Source organism: Rugamonas sp. GW822-FHT03B10 (genome assembly GCF_058801745.1).
The window spans coordinates 1-21,546 of sequence record NZ_JBXANP010000021.1 but is presented as its reverse complement, the minus strand read 5'-3'; the positions used below and the strand labels follow the sequence as shown (position 1 = coordinate 21,546).

The window sequence follows — 21,546 nt, the reverse complement described above, 5'->3', positions numbered from 1 at the left end:
AGCGCGCGTCACAGCGCGTTCAGGGGAATTTTCAGGTAGCGCATGCCGTTGTCTTCCGGCTCGGGGAAGTGGCCGGCGCGCATGTTGACCTGCACCGACGGCAGCAGCAGCGCCGGCATGTCGAGCGTGGCGTCGCGCGCGCTGCGCATGGCCACGAACTCGTCTTCGCTGATGCCGTTGCGCACGTGGATGTTCAGTTCGCGCTGGTCGGCCACGGTGCTGATGAACTGCACCTCGCGCCCGCCCGGCTTGTAGTCGTGGCACATGTAGAGCAGCGTGTCGGCCGGCATGCTGAGCACGCGGTTGATCGAGTGGTACAGGGTGCGCGCGTCGCCGCCGGGGAAGTCGCAACGGGCCGTGCCGTAGTCGGGCATGAACAGCGTGTCGCCGACGAACACGCCGGTCTGGCGGCCGTCCGTGACCACATAGCTCATGCAGGCCGGCGTGTGGCCGGGCGTGTGCAGGGCGCGGCATTGCAGGCCGCCCACCGCGAACGTGTCGCCGTCGGCGAACAGGTGGTCGAACTGGCTGCCGTCGCGGCACAAGTCGGCGCCGGCGTTGAACAGTTTGCCGAACACTTGCTGCACCGTCGTCACCATCTTGCCGATGCCGATCTGGCCGCCCAGCTGCTGCTGCAGGTAGGGCGCGGCCGACAGGTGGTCGGCGTGCACGTGGGTTTCCAGTATCCATTGCACGGTCGCGCCCAGTGCGCGCACGCGTTCGATCAGGCGGTCGGCCGAATGGGTGGAGGTGCGGCCGGATTTGTGATCGTAATCGAGCACGCTGTCGACCAGCGCGCACTGCTTGCTGGCGGCGTCGAGCAGCAGGTAGCTGACGGTCGAGGTGGCAGGGTCGAAAAAGCCTTCGACTTGCAGCTGGGCGTTGGTGGACATGGCCGGTCTCCTTGGAAAAATGATGACGTACTAAGTGCAATTTGCATGCCAACGGTACATTTGGGTCAATTTTCCGGGATAAGTCATTGATTAAAATCAAGGAAAACGCGGATGGCGGTGTGGGCGCGGCGCCGGCCATGGCGCTGCCACCGACGCGTTGGCAGCCCGTTTTTCCGGGTTTGGCAGTGCTTGTGGCGGTGATTTGGCGGTCGCGTGGCAGTGCCGGCCGATCTGTGGCACAGTAGCGTCATTGTCCGGAGCCGCCATGCACCCCATTATCCCGATCGCCGCTGAAGCCATGCCCAACGTGCCGCAGGTGCAGGCGCTGGTGTCGTTCCTGCAGCACGAGGCCCAGCCCATGATCGTGCTCGATCCCGATTACAACATCCTGGCCGCCAACATCGCCTACCAGCGCCAGTTCGGCAGCGTCGATACGCCGTACCTGGGGCAGAAGTGCTTCCGCGTCTCGCACCATTACGACGTGCCGTGCGACCAGGCCGGCGAGCATTGTCCGATGCGCCAGGCGCGCCTGTCGCGCGGGCCGGACCGGGTGCTGCACATCCATCACACGCCGCGCGGGCCGGAGCACGTGGAGGTGGAGCTGCGCCCCATCCTCGACGCGCACGGCGAGATCGCCGCCTATGTCGAGCGCTTGACGCTGGTGCGCAGCGCGTCGGCCCGTCCCAGCGGCGCGGGGCTGGTGGGGCGCTCGGCCGCCTTCAACGCGGCGCTGGCGGCGCTGCAGCGGGTGGCGCCGTCCATGCTGCCGGTGCTGCTGCTGGGCGAATCGGGCACCGGCAAGGAGTTGTTCGCGCGCGCCGTGCACGAGGCCAGCGACCGCGCCAGCGGGCCGTTCGTGGTGGTCGACTGTTCGGGCTTGACGGAGACGCTGTTCGAGAGCGAGTTGTTCGGCCACGAGAAGGGCGCCTTCACGGGCGCCACGGCGCGCAAGCAGGGATTGGTGGAAACGGCGCAGGGCGGCACGCTGTTCCTCGACGAGATAGGCGACGTGCCGCTGGCCATGCAGGTCAAGCTGCTGCGGCTGATCGAGTCGGGCACCTACCGCCGGGTGGGCGGCATCGACACCCAGCACGCCAATTTCCGGCTGGTGGCGGCCACCCACAAACCGCTGCGGCAGATGATGGCGCAGGGTTTGTTCCGGGCCGACCTGTACTACCGCATCAGCGCGTTCCCGATCCGGCTGCCGGCGCTGCGCGAGCGGCGCGACGACATTCCGCTGCTCGTGCACTCGTTCCTGCAGCGTGCCGCGCCGGGCCAGGCGCGCCTGACCATCGAGCCCGACGCGCTGGAAGCGTTGCAGCGCCATGACTGGCCGGGCAATATCCGCGAGCTGCGCAACGTGCTGGAACGGGCACGCCTGTTCGCCGACGATGGCAAGATCCGCGCGGCCCATCTGCCGCACTGGGACGAGCCGGCGCAGTTCGACCTTCCCGTGCCGGCGCCGGCGCCGGGCACGACGGCGCCGGCGTTGGCGTCGCCACCGGCACCCGCGCACGCGCACGCACACGCAGACGCGCACGCGCACGCACACGCGCATGCGCCTGCGCACCCGGGCGCGGGCGCGGGCGCGCGTGGCGCCGTGGACAACGCCGCCGACTTCGCCCGCGCCGTGGCGGACTTTCGCGGCACCCGCGCCGAACTGGCGGCCCACCTGGGCCTGAGCGAGCGCACCTTGTACCGGCGCCTGAAAGCGCAAGGGCTGGCCTGAAACTAGTCCAGGCCAGCCCTTGCCGGCGGTACTTCAAAAAGTCAGATTACCAGATGGCTTTGGCGGTGCTGTCCTTGATCTGCATCTTCCATGCGCCTTCGATCAGCGTCACGACCGGGGCTGGCATCGGGATGTAATCGAGTTCGCTGGCCATGCCGGCGCCGTTCTTGTAGGCCCAGTCGAGGAACTTCAGCACTTCCTTGCCCTTGGCGGCGTCGGCCTGGGTCTTGTGCATCAGCACGAAGGTGGCGCCCGTGATCGGCCAGGCGGCTTTGCCCGGCTGGTCGGTCACAACCACGGCGAAGCCTGGGGTCTTGGCCCAGTCGGCGCCCGAGGCGGCGGCCTTGAAGGTCTCGTCGGTCGGCTGCACGAACTGGCCGTCCTTGTTCTTGAGCTGGGTGTAGCCCATCTTGTTCTTCTTGGCGTAGGCGAATTCCACGTAGCCGATCGAACCCTTGATGCGCTGCACGTTGGCGGCCACGCCTTCATTGCCCTTGCCGCCCACGCCCACCGGCCACTTGACGGCGGTGCCGGCGCCCACGGTGGACTTGAACTCGGCGTCGACCTTGGACAGGTAGTCGGTGAACAGGAACGAGGTGCCCGAACCGTCGGCGCGGTGCACCACGGTGATGTCTTCGGCTGGCAGCTTGACGCCGGCGTTCAGGGCGGCGATCTGGCTGTCATTCCATTTGGTGATCTTGCCCAGGTAGATGTTGGCCAGCACCTGGCCGTTCAGTTTCAGCTGGCCCGGCGCCACGCCTTCCAGGTTGACCACGGCCACCACGCCGCCCATGATGACGGGGAACTGGACCAGGCCTTCCTTGTCCAGTTCTTCGGCCGACAGCGGCATGTCGGAGGCGCCGAAGTCGACGGTCTTGGCCTTGATCTGCTTGATGCCGGCGCCCGAACCGATGGACTGGTAGTTCAGGCCATTACCGCTGATGCGTTTGTAGGCTTCGGCCCATTTGGCGGCGATCGGGTAGACGAAGGTCGAGCCGGCGCCGGTCATGTCGGCGGCCGAAGCGGAGGACAGGGCAACGGTCGCGCCGATGATGGCGGTCATGGTCTTCAGTACGGTGTTGATGTGCATGGTAAGTCCTCTACGGAACGGGGTGGAAAGCGCCGAATTCTAGGCGTGGATTGTGACAATGGAATGACAAACGGCCCTCGTCGTCCCCGGTGGTCAAAAAAAACACATTTCGCGGGGAAAACATGCCTCGCAGCAAGAAAATTAAGTGTCAGTTAAGCTGGGCTGGGCATAATGACGGCGCCGTGGTATGGCCGCATTTGGGGCCGCAAGTCGCCGGCGGCATAAGAAGCCCACAAGGCCAAGCGCGCTGTGGGGTAAATCGGACGTAATCCAAAACCAAGCAAAACTAGATGACCACCCCCATGAAAAATATCCTGATGTGCGCCGCTGCCGCCGCGCTGCTCGGCGCTTGCGCCACCACCCCACCTCCAGCCGCACCGGCCGCCCCGGCCGCCGCGCCGCAGCCGGTAGCCGCCAAGCCAGTGGCCGCTCCGGTCGCGCCGGCAGCCGCGCTGCCACCGTACAAGGATCCAAGCAACATCCTGTACAAAGAGCGCAGCGTGTTCTTCGACTTCGACAACTACACCGTCAAGCCCGTGTACAACACGGCCCTGACCGCGCACGGCAAGTTCCTGTCCACCGCCGCCGGCATCAAGGTGCGCGTGGAAGGCAATTCCGATGAACGCGGCAGCGCCGAGTACAACCTGGCGCTGGGCCAGAAGCGTGCTGAAGCCGTGAAGAAAGTGCTGGTCGTGCAGGGCGCCAAGGAAGCCCAGGTTGAGGCGGTCAGCTTCGGCAAGGAAAAGCCGAAGGCTGAAGGCCACAACGAAGCGGCCTGGTCGCAGAACCGTCGCGCCGACATCGTGTATCCTTGATGTCGCAGCCGCGCGCAGGCCGCCAGGCGGCGCGCGCGGTGTGAGGCCACGGTCTGACCGGGCCTCCGTGCCAGACCGCCGGGTTCCCGCCCCCGCCACGCGCCAGCGTGCCGGGAACGGCGCGGAACCCGGTTTTTTTTTGAAGGAGCCAGGCGGCCATGCAAGTGCTGTTGATTGAAGACGACGCCCTGATCGGCGATAGCGTGCGCCAGGCGCTCGTGAGCGAGGATATCGAGGTCGAATGGCGGCGCGACGGCGCCGGCGCGGAGCAACTGCTCGATGGCGGCGGCTACGACGCCGTGCTGCTCGACCTGTCGCTGCCCAGCCGCGACGGCCTGGACGTGCTGCAGGCGCTGCGCGCCGCGCGCCACGACGTGCCGGTGCTGATCCTGACGGCGCGCGACACCATCGCCGACCGCGTGCAGGGGCTGAACGCGGGCGCCGACGATTACCTCGTCAAGCCGTTCGACTGCGACGAGCTGCTGGCGCGCGTGCGCGCGCTGGTGCGGCGCGCGCGCGGCCGCCAGCAGCTGGCCTACCAGCACAACGGCCTGGCGCTGGACACGGACGCGCGCCTGGCCACGCTCGACGGCCATGCCGTGGCGCTGTCGGCCAAGGAGTGGGCCATCATCGACCTGCTGGTGGCGCGGCCCGGCATGATCTACTCGCGCGCCAAGATCGAGCTGGCGCTGTACGGCAGCGTGGCCGACGTCGACAGCAACGTGGTCGAGGTGCACATCCACAGCCTGCGCCGCAAGCTGGGGACGGAGGCCATCATCAACGTGCGCGGCCTCGGCTACATGGTCCCCAAGAGCACATGAACGGCATCCGCAGCCGCCTGCTGCTGTTGCTGGGTTTGCTGATCGTGGCCGCCAGCGGCATCCAGTTCGCCGCCACCTTCAGCGCCTCGCTGGCGCAGACCAACCGCCTGTTCGACGCCCAGTTGCTGCGCATCGCCGCCACGCTGGGCCAGATGCAGGGCCAGGTGCCGGAAGCCTACCGCGAATACCCGCTCGAATACGACCTCGTGATCCAGCGCTGGAGGCATGACGAGATGACCGTCTACCAGCAGCGCGAGCACCGCGAACTGCCGGGCCGGGCGGCGCTCGGCTACTCCACCGTCGCCATGGCCAACGGCGAATGGCGCATCTACGCGGCCGCCTTCGAGGGCGGGCTGGTGCAGGTGGCGCAGAAGCAGTCGGCCCGGCGCCAGGAAGCGATCGCGCTGGCCATCAACACCCTGTGGCCGATCCTGCTGATGGCCGTGGTGCTGCCGGCCGCCATGTGGTGGCTGGTGTCGGTGGCGCTGCGCCCGCTGGAGGCGGTGCAGCAGCAGATCGCCCAGCGCGACGCCAACGCGCTCGAGCAGGTCGACAGCGCGCGCGCGCCGCGCGAGATCATGCCGCTGATCGACGCCATCAACGAATTGCTGCGCAAGGTGCGCGACGCCATCGCCTCGCAGCGCCAGTTCGTGGCCGACGCGGCCCACGAGCTGCGCTCGCCGCTGACGGTGCTGCAGGTGCAGATCCAGATGCTGGGGCGCAGCCAGCCGGAGGCGGCCCGCAAGGCCTCGCTGGCCGCGCTGGGCGGCGCCATCGCGCGCAGCAGCCGCATGGTGGAACAGCTGCTGGGGCTGGCCCGCCAGGACGCGCTGAGCCAGGCCAACGCCGGCGACGCCAGCGTGGACCTGGTGCAGTACGCCAGCGCCGCCATCGCCGAGGTGGCGCCGTACGCCAGCGGCAAGGGCGTGGAGCTGAGCTTCCTCGACGCCTCGCCGGTGGCCGTGCGGGCCGACGCCGACAGCCTGATGATCCTGCTGCGCAACCTGCTCGACAACGCGGTGCGCTACACGCCGGCCCACGGCGCCGTCACCATCGGCGTCGAACGGCGCGGCGCGCAGGGCGTGCTGACCATCGCCGACTCCGGCCCCGGCATCCCGGCCGCCGACCTGGCGCGCGTGACGGACCGCTTCTACCGCGTGCCCGGCACGGGCGAGAACGGCAGCGGCCTGGGGCTGGCCATCGTGCAGGCCGTCGTCGACCACCTGGGCGCGGTGCTGGAACTGCGCAATTCCGCGCACGGCGGGCTGGTGGTGAAAGTGCTGTTCCAGCCGGCGCCGCCATGAGCGGGCCGGCGCGCTGGCGCGACGCGCTGCTGGAGCGCTTGCGGCCGCTGGCCGCGCAGCGCACGCTGGTCGTGGCCGGCGCCATCGGCGTGCTGGGCGCGCTGGCCACGATCGGCTTCCGCAGCGCCATCCTGCTGGTCGAATGGCTGGTCTATGGCGACCGCAGCGGCAGCCTGGTGCACATCGCCACCGGCCTGCCGCCGTGGCAGCGCATGCTGGCGCCGGCCGTGGGCGGCGTGCTGGCCGGCCTGCTGCTGGCGTGGGCGCGGCGCCAGCCCGAGCGCGACAAGGGCGGCGACTACATGGAGGCGGTGGCGCTGGGCAGCGGCGACCTGGGCGCGCGCGCCTCGCTGCTGCGGGCGTTGTCGTCGGCCGCCACCGTGGCCAGCGGCGGCGCCATCGGCCGCGAAGGGCCGATGGTGCAACTGGCCGCCCTGTGCGGCGCGCTGATCGGACGCTGGCGCAACGTGCCCGTGCCGCGCCGGCGCCTGTACGTGGCCTGCGGCGCGGCGGCCGGCATCGCCACCGCCTACAACGCGCCCATCGCCGGTGCCATGTTCGTGGCCGAGATCGTGCTGCGCTCGCTGGCCATCGAGAGCCTGGGGCCGCTGATCGTGGCGGCCGTGGCGGCCAACGTGGTGGTCGGCAGCCTGACCGATTTCGCGCCGGCCTACCACATGCCGCCGCTGCTGCTCGGCCATGGCGCGGCCACGCTGGCGCTGGCCGCCGTGGGCGTGCTGGCCGGCCTGCTGGCGCCGCCGTACCTGGCGCTGCTGGACGGCGCGCGCGGCCTGTTCGGCCGCTGGCAAGCCCCCTTGTGGTGCAAGCTGGGCGTGGGCGGTCTGCTGGTCGGGCTGCTGTCGCTGGCCCAGCCGGCCGTGTGGGGCAATGGCTACAGCGTTGTCAACGCCATCCTGCAGGGCGGCTGGGTGTGGCAGGCCTTGCTGGCGGTGCTGGCGTTCAAGCTGCTGGCGGTGGCCGCCACCACGGGCTCGGGCGCCGTGGGCGGCATCTTCACGCCCACGCTGTTCGCCGGCGCCGTGCTGGGCGCGCTGTGCGGCGGCGTCATGCATGCGTTGTGGCCCGGCCTGATCCCGGTGCCGGCCGCCGTGGCCGTCGGCATGGGCGCCTTCCTGGCCGCCTGCACGCATGCGCCGCTGATGTCGGTGCTGATGCTGTTCGAGATGACGGAAAGCTACAGCGTGGTGGTGCCGCTGATGGCCGCCTGCGTGCTGGCCTACACCATCTCGCGCGTGCTGCATGCGCGCTCCATCTACGCGTCCGGCGCGGGCCGCGCGCAGCATGCGCCCATGCTGGCCATGGCGTCCGACCTGCTGTGCTCCGACCCGCCCGTGATCGGCCTCGGCGCCAGCATGGGCGAGCTGGCGGCCCTGTTCCAGCGCCGCCGCTGGCAGCATGTGTATGTGGTGGACGCCGAGGGCGTGTTCGCGGGCGCCGTCTCGCTGCACGATTGCGCGCCGCTGCTGGCGGCCGGCGCCGCGCTGGACGCGCCGTGGCCGCCGGCCTTGCTGCGCGCCGACTACCCGCGCGTGCGCGACACGGCGCCGGCCTGGCAGGTGATGGAGACGTTCGCCACCCATCCGGGTGAGCGCTTGCCGGTGCTGGACGGGGCCGGCCATCTGCTCGGCTATCTGACCAAGACCGATCTGGTGCTGCTGTTCCGCGATCCGGTCGCGGGCGGTTGAGCGGGGTTAGTGGCGCTTTGTCCTGGGCAAATCCAATTGTCTGAAAATATTCTCAAAAAAATAAAAAAATGATGTCGATTTGAAGCGTGTTCGCTCGTCGTGGGGGTAGAGTACGAATCTTCCGGCGCGTGCCTGAACCAGACACCGGATCGTTCTGCTCCCCACATCGACACTCAAGGAGAACACCATGACTGCACCAGTACGTCCCATTCCCGAAGGAATGCACACCATCACCCCCCACCTGTTCTGCGAAGGCGCGGCCGAGGCCATCGCGTTCTACAAGCAAGCGTTCAACGCCGTGGAACTGGGCCGCCTGCCCGGTCCCGACGGCAAGATCGTGCATGCCCAGCTGCGCATCGGCGATTCCGCGCTGATGCTGTGCGACGCGGCGCCCCAGTGCGGCGGTTTCGGCCCGCTGGCGCTCAAGGGCTCGCCCGTCACCATCCACCTGTACGTGAACGACGTCGACGCCACGTTCGAGCAGGCTGTGAAGGCTGGCGCCACCGTCAGGATGGCGGTGGCCGACATGTTCTGGGGCGACCGTTACGGCGCGCTGACCGATCCGTTCGGCCACCACTGGTCGATCGCCACCCACAAGCGCGACCTGACGCCCGAGCAGATCGGGGAAGGCTTGGCCAACATGCCGCGGCAAGCGTCCTGAGCGGAGGGAAATGCGATGCGATTCATGATCATTGTGAAAGCGACGGCCGATTCCGAGGCCGGCAAGATGCCCAGCCAGCAGCTGCTGAGCGAGATGGGCAAGTACAACGAACAGCTGGTCAACGCCGGTGTGCTGCTGGCGGCCGAAGGGCTGCATCCCAGTGCGCGCGGCGCGCGCGTGAAGTTCGAAGGCAACAAGCGCACCGTGGTCGACGGCCCGTTCGCGGAAACCAAGGAGCTGATCGCCGGTTTCTGGCTGATCCAGGTCAAGTCGAAGGAGGAGGCGATCGAGTGGGTGCGGCGCTGTCCGAATCCGTTCGAAGGCGACTCCGAGATCGAAATCCGCCAGGTGTTCGAGATGGAGGATTTCGGTGACGTGGTCACGCCGGAACTGTGCGCGCAGGAGGAACGCATGCGCGCCCAGCTGGCGCACGCGTGACGGCGCGGGAGCGGGCCATGGCATACATGGTGATGCGCCGCGCCGGCGCCGCAACAGGAGCAGAAGCGGGAGCGTCCGCGTTGCCGGTGCCCGGCATCACGCTGCATGACGGCGCGGACGCGGTGCGCCTGCTGCGGCGCGACGGCCAGTGGCGGGTGGAGGCGGGCCCGTTCCCGCCCGCCGAACTGGTGTCCGCCTTCGCCGTGCTGGAGGCGGACACGCTGCCGGACGCCGTGGCCGAGGTACGGGCCTGGCCGGTGGCCGATGGCGACGCCCTCTACGAGCTGCGCGAGGCCGGTTGCGTTGGCGGTTGCAGCGGCTTCGACGAGCGCGGCACGGTGGGCGGCAATGTACCGCGGCGGCGCCCGGAACTGACGCGCTACGTGGTCCTGATCCGCTCCGACGCCATGCTTGAAGGCGACCGGAAGCCGCCGCCGGAAGCCATCGCCGCGATGAACCGGCATAACGAGCAGGGCGTGCGCGACGGCGTGCTGCTGGCCGGCGAAGGCTTGAAGTCCAGCGCGCGCGGCGCGCGCGTGCGGCTGGCCGGCGGCGCGAGCACGGTGGTGGACGGCCCGTTCACGGAAGTGAAGGAGCTGATCGCCGGCTACTGGATGCTGCAAGCTGCGTCGCCCGAGGCGGCGCTCGAGTACATGCGGCATTATCCGTATGCGGGCGGCGGCGACCTGACGCTGGAACTGCGCCAGGTACGGGAATCGCACCAGATGGCGGCGGCGCAGGGCGGGCCGCCGACGCGTTGATGGCGGCGACTTCGGCAGCTTCGGCGGCATCGGCGGCATCGGTGGCATCGGTGGCGCGGGTGGTGGAGGCGGTGTGGCGGATCGAATCGGCCCGCATCATCGCCGCCACCGCCCGCATGCTGCGCGACGTGGGCACGGCCGAGGAGCTGGCCCAGGATGCGCTGGTGAGTGCGCTGGAACGGTGGCCCGGGACGGGCGTGCCCGACAATCCGGCCGCGTGGCTGATGACGGTGGCCAGGAACCGCGCGCTGGACGTGCTGCGCCAGCGCCAGCTGCATCAGACCCGGCAAGAGCAGATCGGCTACGAAATCGAAGGCATGTTGCAGGACGCCGCGCCGGACCTGGAGGCGGACGTGGCGCGCGCGCTGGAGGACGACATCGGCGACGACGTGCTGCGGCTGGTGTTCGTCGCCTGCCATCCGGTGCTGCCGATGGATGGCCGGGTGGCGCTCACGCTGCGCATGCTCGGCGGCCTGAGCACGGGCGAGATCGCGCGCGCCTACCTGGTGCCCGAGGCGACGGTGGCGCAGCGCATCGTGCGCGCCAAGCGCACGCTGGCCGAGACGCGCGTGCCGTTCGAGGTGCCGCGCGCGCACGAACTGGTGGCGCGGCTGGCGGCCGTGCTGCAAGTGCTCTATCTGATCTACAACGAAGGCTACACGGCCAGCGCCGGCGCCGACTGGATGCGGCCGGGCCTGTGCGATGAGGCGCTGCGGCTGGGCCGCATCCTGGCCGAGCTGGCGCCGCAGGAGGCGGAGGTGCACGGGCTGGTGGCACTGATGGAGATCCAGTCGTCGCGCGCCCGCGCCCGCGTGGGGCCGGGCGGCGCGCCCGTGCTGCTGCTCGACCAGGACCGTGCGCGCTGGGACCAGTTGCTGATCAGACGCGGCCTGGCGGCGCTGGAGCGGGCCGGCGGCACGGGGCAGGGACTGGGACCGTACGGCGTGCAGGCCGCGATCGCCGCCTGCCACGCGCGCGCCCGCACGGCGGCCGACACGGACTGGGGCCGCATCGCCGCCTTGTACGACGCGCTGTCGCAACTGACGCCGTCGCCGATCGTGGAGCTGAACCGGGCGGTGGCGCTGAGCATGGCGTTCGGCCCGGCGGCCGGGCTGGAAGTGGTGGACGGCCTGCTCGACGAGCCGGCGCTGCGCCACTACCACCTGCTGCCCAGCGTGCGCGGCGACCTGCTGGGCAAGCTGGGCCGCCATGCGGAAGCGCGCCAGGAGTTCGAGCGGGCCGCCGCGCTCACGCAGAACGAGCGCGAGCGCGACCTGCTGCTGGCGCGCGCGGCCGCGGCGGGTGGACCAAAAAAAACGCAGGCCGGGGGGACGGGGCCTGCGTGAAACTGGCGTGTTGCCACCGCCGGAGTGATTCGTTCGCCGGGCCGCCGGCATCCGGCGGCCCGTGCCGGCTTTACATCTTGCCGCGCAGACCCAGGTAGAAGGTGCGGCCGTTCGAGTAGAACGCGCGCGGCTGGTCCTTGGTCTCGGCGTACATCTTGATGGTGGTGTTGGTCAGGTTCAGCGCGTCGAACGTCAGCGTCAGCTGCTCGTTGATCTTGTAGTTGAGCGAGGCGGCCAGGTTGCCGCTGCCGGCCACGTGCTGGCTGGCGCCGCGGTCCACACCGGCCTTGTAGGCGGAACGGTAGTTGTAGGCCAGGCGCGCGCTGAACTTGGCGTCCTCGTAGAAGCCGGTCACGTTGTAGGTGCTCTTGGACGAGTTGATCAGTTCGCTGCCATCAGCCAGTTCGCCATCGGCGTACGTGTAGTTGACCAGCGTGCCGAAGTTGCCCAGCAACGGTTGCTGGTAGCTCAGTTCCAGCCCCTTGTTCTTGCCGCTCGTGTTGTACGGCGACGTGATCTGGTACACGGTCTGCTTGTTCTGCTTGTTGTTGAAGAACGTGCCGCTGGTGGTGCCCTGGGCCACGATCGAGGTCAGGTCCATGTAGAACAGCCCCAGCGAGACGGCCGACTTGGGCGCGAAGTACCATTCAGCGCTCACCTCGGCGTTGTTGGAGCGCACCGGGTCGAGGTTGACGTTGCCGCCGCTGCCGCTCAGCGCGTCGTCGTTGAGCGAGACGGAGCCGCCCAGCGCGCTGTAGTCGGGGCGCGACATGGCGCGCGCGATGGCGGCGCGCACCACCAGGTCCGGGCTCACGTCGAACTTGACGTTGGCGCTCGGCAGCACGTCGTTGTAGGTGCGCTCATACGTGGTCGGCGTGTACGGGCCGAAGGCCGAACCCGTGATGGGGTTGGCGCCGCCCGACAGGTTGACCACCGTGGTCTGCTTGGTGCGCACGGCGCGCACGCCGACGTTGCCGCTCCAGGCGTCGCCCTGCAGGTTGGCCATGCCGTAGATGGCCGAGGTCTTTTCCTGCAGACGGAATTCGTCGGTCCAGTTGTGGCGCAGCGTGTAGTCGAGCAGGCGGTTGCCGGGCACGGCGCCCCAGGCACCCAGCGCCGCGCCGTCGTACTTGAAGTAGTTCGACGACAGGTTGCCACCGAGATTGGAGCCGAAGTCGCTCGGGTACATCTGGCCGTTCCAGGCCGGGCCGGGGTTGCTGAAGCCGAGCGGACCGGGACGGGTTTCCAGCGGGTGTTCGGCCGTGCGCTTATGGTCGGTCAGGCGGGCGCCGAACTTGAGCGACTCCAGCACGCCGTCGCCCATGCGCAGGTCGGCGTCGAGCTGGCCGTACTGTTCCTTGTCGACCGATTGCGATTCGCCGCCGCCGGCCCAGGCCGTGGAGCCGGGCTTGTCGGTGGTGCCGCCCGGGTAGCTGACGCTGGCCGGGCTCAGGCCGTTCAAGGCGTAGTTCATGCCGCCGTTGACGTTGTTCTGGTAGTAGACGTCGTTGCGGTCGAAGCCGACGCCGTGGGTGGAGCCGCCCTTGCCGCTGACGGTCAGGTCGCGCGTGGCGCGGTACTTGAAGTTGGCGTCCACGTACCACGATTCGCCGCCCGCGTCGGGGCGGTAGATGTTATCGACCTCGCCCGAGTTGCTGCCGAAGTTGGCCGCGCTCAGGGTGCCGTTGGCCACGGTGGTGGCGGTCGGAATCAGGCCGTCGCGGTTGATGGAGTTGGCCGGCGCCGCCAGCCAGTTGGTGTTCTGGTGCGGGGCGCTGAGCTTGGAGTAGAAGCCGTTCAGATCCAGCGTCAGTTCCTTGCTGGGGCGGATTTCCGCGTCGAACGCGCCGCCTTCGCGCTTCTTGGTCTGCTCGAACAGGCTGGCGCCGATGAAGGTGGGCACGCGCAGGCCGGCCAGCGCCGGATTGGCCTTGGCGGCCGCGCTGGTGGCCGAGATGGTCGAGTAGCCGAGGATTTCCTGGCCGTCGCGGCGCACGCGCATCTTCTCGGAGAAGGCCTGCAGCAGCACGCCTGCCGTCTTCTCATCGTTCTTCCAGTTGACGAGGCCGGAGAATTGCGGCTCCGTCTTGCCCGACAAATCGTTGTAGGCCGCCTGCACCGACGCTTCCACCGTCAGCGCCTTCTTGAAGTCGAGCGGGCGGCGCGTGATCACGTCGATGGCGCCGGACACGCCGCCTTCCACCAGGTCGGCCGTCTGGCTCTTGTGCACGACGATGGAGCCCACCAGTTCCGACGGCAGCAGGGAGAAGCTGCTGCTGCGGCCCACGGAGCCGCCCACCTGGTTCAGCACGAACCAGTCGCCGGTGCTGATGGCGTGGCCGTTGAACAGGGTTTGCTGGAGGCTGGGACTGGTGCCGCGCAGGCTGACGCGGTCGTTCTCGCCGAAGCCGCCTTCACCGCCGGCCGAGGACTGGATGTTGACGCCGGGCAGGCGCTGGATGGCGTCGGCCACGTTCTTGTCGGGCATCTTGCCGATGTCCTCGGCCGTCACCACTTCCACCACGGAATCGGCATTGCGTTTTTGTTTCAGCGATTGTTCCAGCGCGGCCCGCACGCCGGACACGGTGATCACGGCGCCTGGTTCCGGCGCGGCCGCTTCCTGGGCCTGGGCCGGCAGCGCCGCGCCCAGCATCAGCAGGCCGATGGCGGCCGCGATCGGCGTCAGGCGGACGGCGTGGCGTTTGCTTGCATTCGATTCGACGTTCATTGTCACTCTCCAAAATGTGTTCGTATGAATCCCGGGGGCGCGCGGACCGGGATTGTCCCTTGCATATCCATTAACAGAACCAGTTCGACGCCAATATACGGCAAATTCAAATACCAAACTACTACCAGTTTGATAAATATTTGAAATGTTGTGAATTTAATACAGCTATTTGACAATAAATGCGGAAAAACGCCGCGATACACGCCACGGCAGTGCAAAAGCATGTATTTTATGCATCGCAATTTTTTGGGTCGGTACGCTTCTGGTATTGAACTGGCTGGAGTGGTGCCGGCGCGATGCCCGGGCGGCGCTCGCCGTCCGGCGCGCGTGCATGTGCAGGGAGGCGGGCGGGTGGTGCGCCGGTGGCGCTCAGGCGAGCGAGCGCTGCGCCAGGTCGGCCAGCGCGTCAGGCTTGCGTGCGTTATGCCGGGGCGATCAGCGTGTCAAGCCAGCGTGCGTTGCGCCAGGTCGGCCAGCGTGGCGGTGGCCGGGTGGCCGGGCGCCGTCACCAGGCCCAGCGCGGCCGCCAGTTCGTCGCCTTCGGCCAGCTTGCGGTAGGCCACGCCGCGCCGGCGCAGGGCGGCGAACGAGGCCGGCAGCAAGGCGATGCCCTTGCCGGCCGCCACGTCGCTCAGCAGCACGTGGTGGTCGTGCGGTTCGCGCACGAACGGGGGCGCGAACCGGTGGCGCTGGAACACGGCGTGGCAGTGGTCGAAGAAGGCGGGCTGACGCGCGCGCTCGAACCAGTACACGGGCTCGCGCGCCAGGTCGGCCAGCGTCAGCGTGCGGCGCCGCGCCAGCGGGTGGCCGCTGGCCAGCGCGGCCAGCATCGGTTGCCGGCCCAGCGTGTGCACGGGCAGTTCGCGGGTGGCGGTGGGCAGGGCGATCACGGCCGCGTCCAGCCGCCCGGCCCGCACGGCGGCCACCAGTTGCGGCGAGGTGGCGAACACGGGCTCCAGCGGCCCGCCCAGCGCGGTCGCCAGCGCGTCGGTGAACGGCCGGAACAGGTCCGCCTCCATCGAGGACGTCAGGCCCAGCCGCACGCGCGCCGGGGCCGGATGGTCGCGCATGGCCAGTTCGGCCGCGTCCAGCAAGGCCAGGATCTGCTGGGCCATGGGCAATAGCTGGCGGCCGGCCGGGGTCAGGGCCACGTGCTGGGTGTCGCGCTCGAACAGTTGCGTGGCCAGCCGCGCTTCGAGCTGGCGGATGGCGCGGCTCAAGGGCGGCTGGGTCATGTGCAATTGCTCGGCCGCCTGGCGGAAGTTGAGGCAGGTGGCGACGGCGACGAACACCTGCAGGGCGTGGCTGTCGAGTTTTCTCATGGATGCTCCTGATACCCAAAAGGTATCACGATTTTGGACATTCCTCCAGCGCGGGCCGGTGGCTAGACTGGCCTCCATCAACCCACTCGAGGAGAACGATATGCAACAACGACGGATCGGTGACATGACGGTAGGCGCGCTGGGCCTGGGCTGCATGGGCATGTCCGAGTTCTACGGCGCCACCGACGACATCCAGTCGCTGGCCACGCTGGAGGCTGCTTTCGAGGCCGGCGTCACGCTGTACGACACGGCCGACGCCTACGGCTTCGGCCACAACGAGCAATTGCTGGGGCGCTTCCTGCGCGGCAAGCATGGCCGCGCCCGCGTGGCCACCAAATGCGGGCTGGTGCGTGAGCCGGGCCAGTACGCGCGCCGGGTCGACAATTCGGCCGCCTACATCCGCCATGCCTGCGAGGCGTCGCTGGCGCGGCTGGGCGTGGAACGCATCGACCTGTATTACCTGCACCGGCTGAACCTGGCGCAAACGCCGCTGGAGGAATCGGTGGGCGCGCTGGCCGACCTGGTACGCGAAGGCAAGGTCGGCGCCATCGGCCTGTGCGAGGTGTCGGCCGCCACCTTGCGCCGCGCGGCGGAACTGCATCCGGTGGCGGCCGTGCAGAGCGAGTATTCGCTGTGGACGCGCGACCCGGAGCAGGGCGTGCTGGACGCGTGCCGCGACGTGGGCGCGGCGTTCTGCGCCTACAGCCCGCTGGGCCGGGGCTTCCTGACGGGCGCGTTCGCGGGCGCGCGCGACAGCGCCGACTTCCGCAGCTTCAATCCCCGCTTCGCCGGGGAGAACATGCGCAGCAACCAGCGCATCGTCGACTGCGTGCGGGCGCTGGCGGCCGACAAGGATTGCACGCCGGCCCAGCTGGCGCTGGCGTGGTTGCTGGCGCAGGGCGGGCACATCGTGCCCATCCCCGGCACCAAGCGCGTGGCCTACCTGCGCGACAACCTGGGGGCGCTGGACGTGCGCCTGGGGGCCGACGATTGCGCGCGCATCGCGGCGGCCCTGCCGCCGGGCATGGCCAGCGGCGCGCGCTACAGCGAGGCCGGCATGGCGGGTTTGGACGCCTGAGTCCGGCGCATGGCGCATTCCTAGCCGGCCCCGGTGATGATCTGATCCCACACCGGGGCGCTGTCCGATAGCGTGTCACAAGCGAGGCGTTTACCCTGTTGGCTGAACTTCGTCCCATGCAGGGCGCGGTCGGGCGCGGATCACACATCGGGGGTGCATATGGGGAGCAGAAGAACGCGGGCCGGCGGGCAGCTTGAGGATGGCCACACGCAGGGCGTGCAGGCGGCGCCGCCGGGCACGGCCTTGCCCGATGCCGGCTTGTACCGGCCCAACCTGCGTTACCGCGTGCTGCGCTGCGCGGGGCCGGAGGCGCGCTACGCGGCCGCCCTGCGCCTGGCGCGCGAGACGCCCGGCGCCGGCATCATCCATGTCGATGGCATGGCCACCGCCGAACGCCTGTGCCGCCAGTTGCACGAGGCCGGCGACAGCGCCTGCAGCTACCACGGCAAGTTGCCGCCGGCCGCGCGCCGCCTGCGGCTGCGCCAGTTCCGCCAGGGCGCGCGCCGCGTGCTGGTGGCCACACCAGCCTTCGGCGGCGGCCTGGACCGGCACGACGTGCGCTTCGTGATCCACCTGCGCCTGCCGGCGAGTCTGCAAGCCTACTACCGCGATTCGAGCCGGGCCGGCCGCGACGGCTTGCCGGCGCAGTGCACGCTGCTGGCGCCGCCGCACGCCGGCTGCGCGGCGGCCGCGCCGCTGGCCGCCTATCTGCAAGGCGGCGCGTGCCGCTGGCGCTTGCTGCTGGCCGGCCTGGGCGCGGGCGACGGCTGGGAAGGCTGCGGCCAGTGCGACCATTGCCATGGCATGGCACAGGCGCCGCTGGCGGCGCGCCGGGCGCTCGATCTGGCCGCGTTGCTGACGGTGGCGGGCGAGCCCGTCATCTTCGAATTCCCCGAAGATGGCAGTAAGACTTTCATGGCGGAATTCGTGCAGGCGCGCTGAGGCTAACAGATGTTCCGCCCCCGATGGATACCGGCCGCCGGACTTCTCCTACATTCACACTTGAGCATGTCCTATGCCCGCGCTATGGGCCTTGCACTACCATGAACACTCCTCTCACCGGACGCCGGGCCAGCCGGTCACAGTGCAGGCCCGGTTCCCGTGGGGAGGTTGGGTTTCCACGTATCTGCAAGGATGGACAACATCAGGAGAACATTATGGCCACCTCTAACCAGGATAACGCCGGCAGCAAACAAGGCAGTCAGAGCGGTAGCAAACAGAGCGATACCAGTAAGCGCGGTTTCGCATCGATGGACCCGGATCAGCAGCGTGAGATCGCCAGCGAAGGCGGCCGGGCGGCCCATGAGAAAGGCACGGCACACGAATTCACCTCGGAAGAGGCGCGCCGCGCCGGCAGCATGAGCCACAAGAACGACCAGGGCAGCAAACAGAGCAGCACCACCGGCAGCGGCTCGCGCAGCGGCAGTACTGGCAGCAGCGGCGGTCACAGCGCTTCGCGCGACGACAACGAGCGCAACGAGCGCAGCGGCAGCCGTGGCGGCAGCACCGGCGGCTCGGGCAGCAGCAAGACCTGACCCCGCCATCGCGCCGGCTCGTCCGGCATGGTAAAAAAAAGGAATCCGCAAGCGTGCTTGTGGATTCCTTTTTTGCTTGGCTCCCATTGCGGACGCCAAACCCGGGCCAGTCCCTCGGGGCCGACCGTCGCCGTGCCCACCTCGCGCGTGGTGAGATTGTGTGTATTTCCCCGTCGCCACACGTCCTATGCTGTAGTGAGTAGTTGTCGTGAATATCGCCCGCACCGCATGGCCGGACGCGCATGCCGCCGCGCCGGCGTCTGCGCAGGGAGTGTGCCATGCCGCCCGAAGCCTTCGCCGCACCGCCCGACGAGTTGCGGCAGAACTTGATCCGCAAGCTCGACAGCCTGGGCTATGGCGCCAGCGCCGATTTCGCGCAGGCCATGGAGCGCTTCCGGCGCGACGAGAACCTGCAGCGCACCGACGATCCGTGGCCGCGCCTGAACGCGCGCGCCGGCACCGTGTTCAGCGAAGTGTTCCAGTTCGAGCTCGACGCGCTGGACGGCGACCTCGGCGGGGCGCGCCCGGCGCGGCTGTCCGACGTGTACCGCCGCGCCCAGCGCCGCAAGCTGGCGGCGCTGGCGTTCTCGGGCGGGGGCATCCGCAGCGCCACCTTCAACCTGGGCGTGCTGCAGGCGCTGGCCGAGATGCGGCTGTTGCGCGACATCGATTACCTGTCCACCGTGTCGGGCGGCGGCTACATCGGCGGCTGGCTGTCGCGCTGGATCAAGGAGCAGGGCGGCGAGGTGGCGGCCGTGGAGGAGGCGCTGGCGCCGGCCGGCGCCGCGCGCGCCGAGCCCATCCCCGTGCAGTTCCTGCGCCAGTACAGCCACTACCTGACGCCGGCCACCGGCATGTTCAGCGCCGACACCTGGACCCTGATCTGCACCTACGCGCGCAACACGCTGCTCAACCTGAGCCTGCTGACGGCGTGGTTGGCGGCCCTGTTCCTGCTGCCGCGCCTGCTCACGGCCGTGGTGGCGCACGAGATGGAAACGCCGGGCCGCGCCACGGCGCCGTGCGCCGTCGGCCTGTTCCTGCTGGCCGTGTACTTCATGGCGCTCAGCATCTCGCGCAAGGGCCGGCCGCCGCCGGGCAGCTGGCTGCCGCAGAACCAGGGCAACGTGCTGATCTGCATCTGCCTGCCGCTGATGGTGTCGGCCCTGCTGGGCAGTCTGGCCGTGTGGCAGTACCGCGCGCGGCTGATCGGGTTCTGGGACGACGTCCCCGCCGGGCTGGCCCACTACCCGTACACGTGGCTGCTGTTGCCGGGCGTGGCGTACTTCCTGGTGTGGGTGGCCGGCTGGGGCACGGCGCAGTGGCTCAATTACCGGGCCGCGCAGCTGGCGCCCGAGGGCGAGACGGAGCCGGCGTCCAAGGTGCTGCTGGAAGGGCTCGGTCATCTGCTGTGCGCGGTGGGCGCGCTCGGCGTGGCCACCATGCTGCTGCTCAAGACGCTGTCGATGGCGCACCGGGCCGGCCCGCTGCCGGTCGACGCGGTGCAACTGACCAGCCTGGGCATGCCGTTGTTGCTGGCGCTGTTCGGCGTCACCATCACGCTGATGATCGGCCTGATCGGCCGCATGTACCGCGACCCCAGCCGCGAGTGGTGGGCGCGCCAGGGCGCGTGGACCTTCATCTTCAGCCTGGCCTGGCTGGCCTGGTGCATGTTCGCGCTCTACCTGCCGCCGCTGCTGGACTGGGGCTTCACCCAGTACTGGCGCACCAGCAGCGCGGGCGCGGCGCTGACCACGCTGGTCACGCTGGTCGGCCTGCGCTCCAGCAGCGGCGGCGCCACCGGCAAGCCCGGCGCGCCGACCCGGCTGGAGCTGGTGGCCAAGGTGGCGCCGTATGCGTTCACGCTGGTGATCGTGGGCGTGCTGACCATCTGGCTGCAATATCTGGTGGCGCCGGCCCAGGTGCGGCGGGCCGCCAGCGCGCCGCTGTGGGCGTACTACGATGCGTATTTCAAGGCCACCACCGGCGCCGACCAGGGCCATGTGCTGGCGCTGCTGGCCACCTTCGGCCTGGTGGCGCTGGTGCTGGGGTGGCGGGTCGACATCAACAAGTTCTCGCTGTACATGATGTACCGCATGCGGCTGGTGCGCGCCTATTTCGGCGCCAGCAATCCGCGCCGCAGCCCGCATCCGTTCACCGGCTTCGACCCGGCCGACGATCCGCCTCTGCACAGCTTGCTGCGCAAGGCCGACCCGGCCGCGCCGGCGCCGCTGCAGCGGCCCTACCACCTGATCAACGCGGCGCTCAACATGGTCAACGGCCAGGAGCTGGCGTGGCAGACGCGCAAGGCGGCCGCGTTCTGTCTGTCGCCGGCCTATTGCGGCTACGACATGCCGGCCATGCCAACGCCGGACCGGCTCACGCCGGGCGCCCACCGCGGCTGCTACCGGCCCAGCGCCGACTACGCGGCGCGCCCGTCCGTGTTCCGCGACGACGACGCCGTCGTCAAGCTGGGCATGGCGGTGGCCGTGTCGGGGGCGGCGGCCAGCCCCAACATGGGCTACCACTCGTCGCCGCCGCTGACCTTCCTGATGACGTTGTTCAACCTGCGGCTCGGGCGTTGGTCGCCCAATCCCATCAAGGAGAAGCACTGGCAGAGTTCCTCGCCGCGCATCGGCCTGTTCAGCATCCTGGCCGAGCTGTTCGGCCTGACCGACACCAACGCCGATTTCCTCTACCTCTCGGACGGCGGCCATTTCGAGAACCTCGGCCTGTACGAACTGGTGCGGCGGCGCTGCCGGCTGGTGGTGGCCGTGGACGCCAGCTGCGACGAGAAGTTCGTGTTCGAGGATCTGGGCAACGCGATCCGCAAGTGCTACACGGACTTGCACGTGCCCATCGTGCTCGACGCGCGCCGCATCGTGCCGCAGGCCGGCGGCGGGGCGCTGGGCGCCAGCTTTGTGACGGGCCGCATCCGGTACCGGGCGGCCGACGGCCGGGGCCAGGATGGCGTGCTGCTGTACATCAAACCGGCCATCACGGGAGCCGAGAACGCGGACGTGCTCAACTACAGCAAGACCCATCCCGAGTTCCCGCACCAGTCCACGGCCGACCAGTGGTTCGACGAGGACCAGTTCGAAAGCTACCGCACGCTGGGCTGCCAGATCGCGCGCGGCGCGCTGGCGGCGGCGGCCGAGGGCGCCGCCGTGCGCGGTGCCGACGGGGCCGTGCTGCGGCACCGGATCGGCCGGCTGGCGCTGCTGCTGGCGCGCCAGGGCAAGCCGCCGGCCGCGCCGTCGCCATCGCAGCCGGACCAGCCGCGCCGGCCCTTCATCGAGCGGCGCCGCGCGCAGCACGGCAC

General features: G+C 69.3%; 17 protein-coding genes. 13 read left to right on the top strand and 4 right to left on the bottom strand.

The window, feature by feature from the left end; genetic code table 11:
- Positions 1–8 precede the first annotated feature (8 nt).
- The gene (locus AC1RQG_RS24065) at positions 9–893 is read right to left on the bottom strand and encodes an MBL fold metallo-hydrolase (RefSeq protein WP_493135293.1); all 885 of its coding nucleotides are present in this window, start codon (positions 891–893) and stop codon (positions 9–11) included.
- A 265-nt stretch (positions 894–1,158) separates the two neighbouring features.
- Here AC1RQG_RS24065 and AC1RQG_RS24060 point away from each other — a divergent pair, with 265 nt between their 5' ends.
- Positions 1,159–2,622: a sigma-54 interaction domain-containing protein gene (locus tag AC1RQG_RS24060; protein WP_493135291.1), complete on the top strand. Its 1,464-nt coding sequence runs from the start codon at positions 1,159–1,161 to the stop codon at positions 2,620–2,622.
- Between the two features lie 46 nt (positions 2,623–2,668).
- Here the strand turns inward: AC1RQG_RS24060 and pstS are convergent, their stop codons facing one another.
- On the bottom strand, positions 2,669–3,712 hold the full coding sequence (pstS, locus tag AC1RQG_RS24055) for a phosphate ABC transporter substrate-binding protein PstS (RefSeq protein ID WP_493135289.1): 1,044 nt from the start codon (positions 3,710–3,712) through the stop codon (positions 2,669–2,671).
- A gap of 302 nt (positions 3,713–4,014) precedes the next feature.
- Between pstS and pal the strand changes: the two genes are divergently transcribed.
- The 8 genes from pal (at position 4,015) to AC1RQG_RS24015 (ending at position 11,564) form a co-directional block, all read left to right on the top strand.
- Positions 4,015–4,527: a peptidoglycan-associated lipoprotein Pal gene (gene pal / locus AC1RQG_RS24050; protein ID WP_493135287.1), complete on the top strand. Its 513-nt coding sequence runs from the start codon at positions 4,015–4,017 to the stop codon at positions 4,525–4,527.
- 158 nt (positions 4,528–4,685) lie between these two features.
- Positions 4,686–5,348, top strand: coding sequence for a response regulator (locus tag AC1RQG_RS24045; RefSeq protein ID WP_493135285.1), 663 nt, complete (start codon positions 4,686–4,688; stop codon positions 5,346–5,348).
- On the top strand, positions 5,345–6,652 hold the full coding sequence (locus tag AC1RQG_RS24040) for an ATP-binding protein (RefSeq protein ID WP_493135283.1): 1,308 nt from the start codon (positions 5,345–5,347) through the stop codon (positions 6,650–6,652). The genes AC1RQG_RS24045 and AC1RQG_RS24040 overlap by 4 nt, the downstream gene beginning before the upstream one ends.
- Positions 6,649–8,358 carry a ClcB-like voltage-gated chloride channel protein gene (locus AC1RQG_RS24035; protein ID WP_493135281.1) on the top strand — a complete coding sequence of 570 codons (1,710 nt, stop codon included), beginning with the start codon at positions 6,649–6,651 and terminating at the stop codon, positions 8,356–8,358. The genes AC1RQG_RS24040 and AC1RQG_RS24035 overlap by 4 nt, the downstream gene beginning before the upstream one ends.
- Before the next feature lie 187 nt (positions 8,359–8,545).
- Entirely contained in the window at positions 8,546–9,019 is a 474-nt protein-coding gene (locus AC1RQG_RS24030) for a VOC family protein (protein WP_493135279.1), read from the top strand.
- A gap of 15 nt (positions 9,020–9,034) precedes the next feature.
- Complete coding sequence (locus AC1RQG_RS24025) at positions 9,035–9,457, top strand: YciI family protein (protein ID WP_493135278.1); 423 nt, start codon at positions 9,035–9,037, stop codon at positions 9,455–9,457.
- 17 nt (positions 9,458–9,474) lie between these two features.
- Positions 9,475–10,218 carry a YciI family protein gene (locus AC1RQG_RS24020; protein WP_493135276.1) on the top strand — a complete coding sequence of 248 codons (744 nt, stop codon included), beginning with the start codon at positions 9,475–9,477 and terminating at the stop codon, positions 10,216–10,218.
- Positions 10,218–11,564, top strand: coding sequence for an RNA polymerase sigma factor (locus AC1RQG_RS24015; RefSeq protein ID WP_493135274.1), 1,347 nt, complete (start codon positions 10,218–10,220; stop codon positions 11,562–11,564). Before AC1RQG_RS24020 ends, AC1RQG_RS24015 begins: the two co-directional genes overlap by 1 nt.
- A 70-nt stretch (positions 11,565–11,634) precedes the next feature.
- Here the strand turns inward: AC1RQG_RS24015 and AC1RQG_RS24010 are convergent, their stop codons facing one another.
- Together AC1RQG_RS24010 and AC1RQG_RS24005 are read right to left on the bottom strand one after the other, a co-directional pair.
- Complete coding sequence (locus AC1RQG_RS24010) at positions 11,635–14,292, bottom strand: TonB-dependent receptor (RefSeq protein WP_493135272.1); 2,658 nt, start codon at positions 14,290–14,292, stop codon at positions 11,635–11,637.
- A gap of 443 nt (positions 14,293–14,735) precedes the next feature.
- Positions 14,736–15,614: a LysR family transcriptional regulator gene (locus AC1RQG_RS24005; RefSeq protein ID WP_493135270.1), complete on the bottom strand. Its 879-nt coding sequence runs from the start codon at positions 15,612–15,614 to the stop codon at positions 14,736–14,738.
- 100 nt (positions 15,615–15,714) lie between these two features.
- On the opposite strand from AC1RQG_RS24005, the gene AC1RQG_RS24000 reads away from it, so the two are divergent.
- The 4 genes from AC1RQG_RS24000 to AC1RQG_RS23985 form a co-directional block, all read left to right on the top strand.
- Positions 15,715–16,692 (top strand): aldo/keto reductase, encoded by a 978-nt coding sequence (locus AC1RQG_RS24000; protein WP_493135268.1) that lies wholly within the window; start codon positions 15,715–15,717, stop codon positions 16,690–16,692.
- Between the two features lie 159 nt (positions 16,693–16,851).
- Positions 16,852–17,634, top strand: a complete 783-nt coding sequence (locus AC1RQG_RS23995) for a helicase-related protein (protein ID WP_493135266.1) — start codon at positions 16,852–16,854, stop codon at positions 17,632–17,634.
- Positions 17,635–17,849: 215 nt separating this feature from the next.
- Positions 17,850–18,227 (top strand): KGG domain-containing protein, encoded by a 378-nt coding sequence (locus tag AC1RQG_RS23990; protein WP_493135264.1) that lies wholly within the window; start codon positions 17,850–17,852, stop codon positions 18,225–18,227.
- Between the two features lie 278 nt (positions 18,228–18,505).
- A partial coding sequence (locus tag AC1RQG_RS23985; RefSeq protein WP_493135262.1) for a patatin-like phospholipase family protein occupies positions 18,506–21,546 on the top strand: 3,041 nt, incomplete at its 3' end.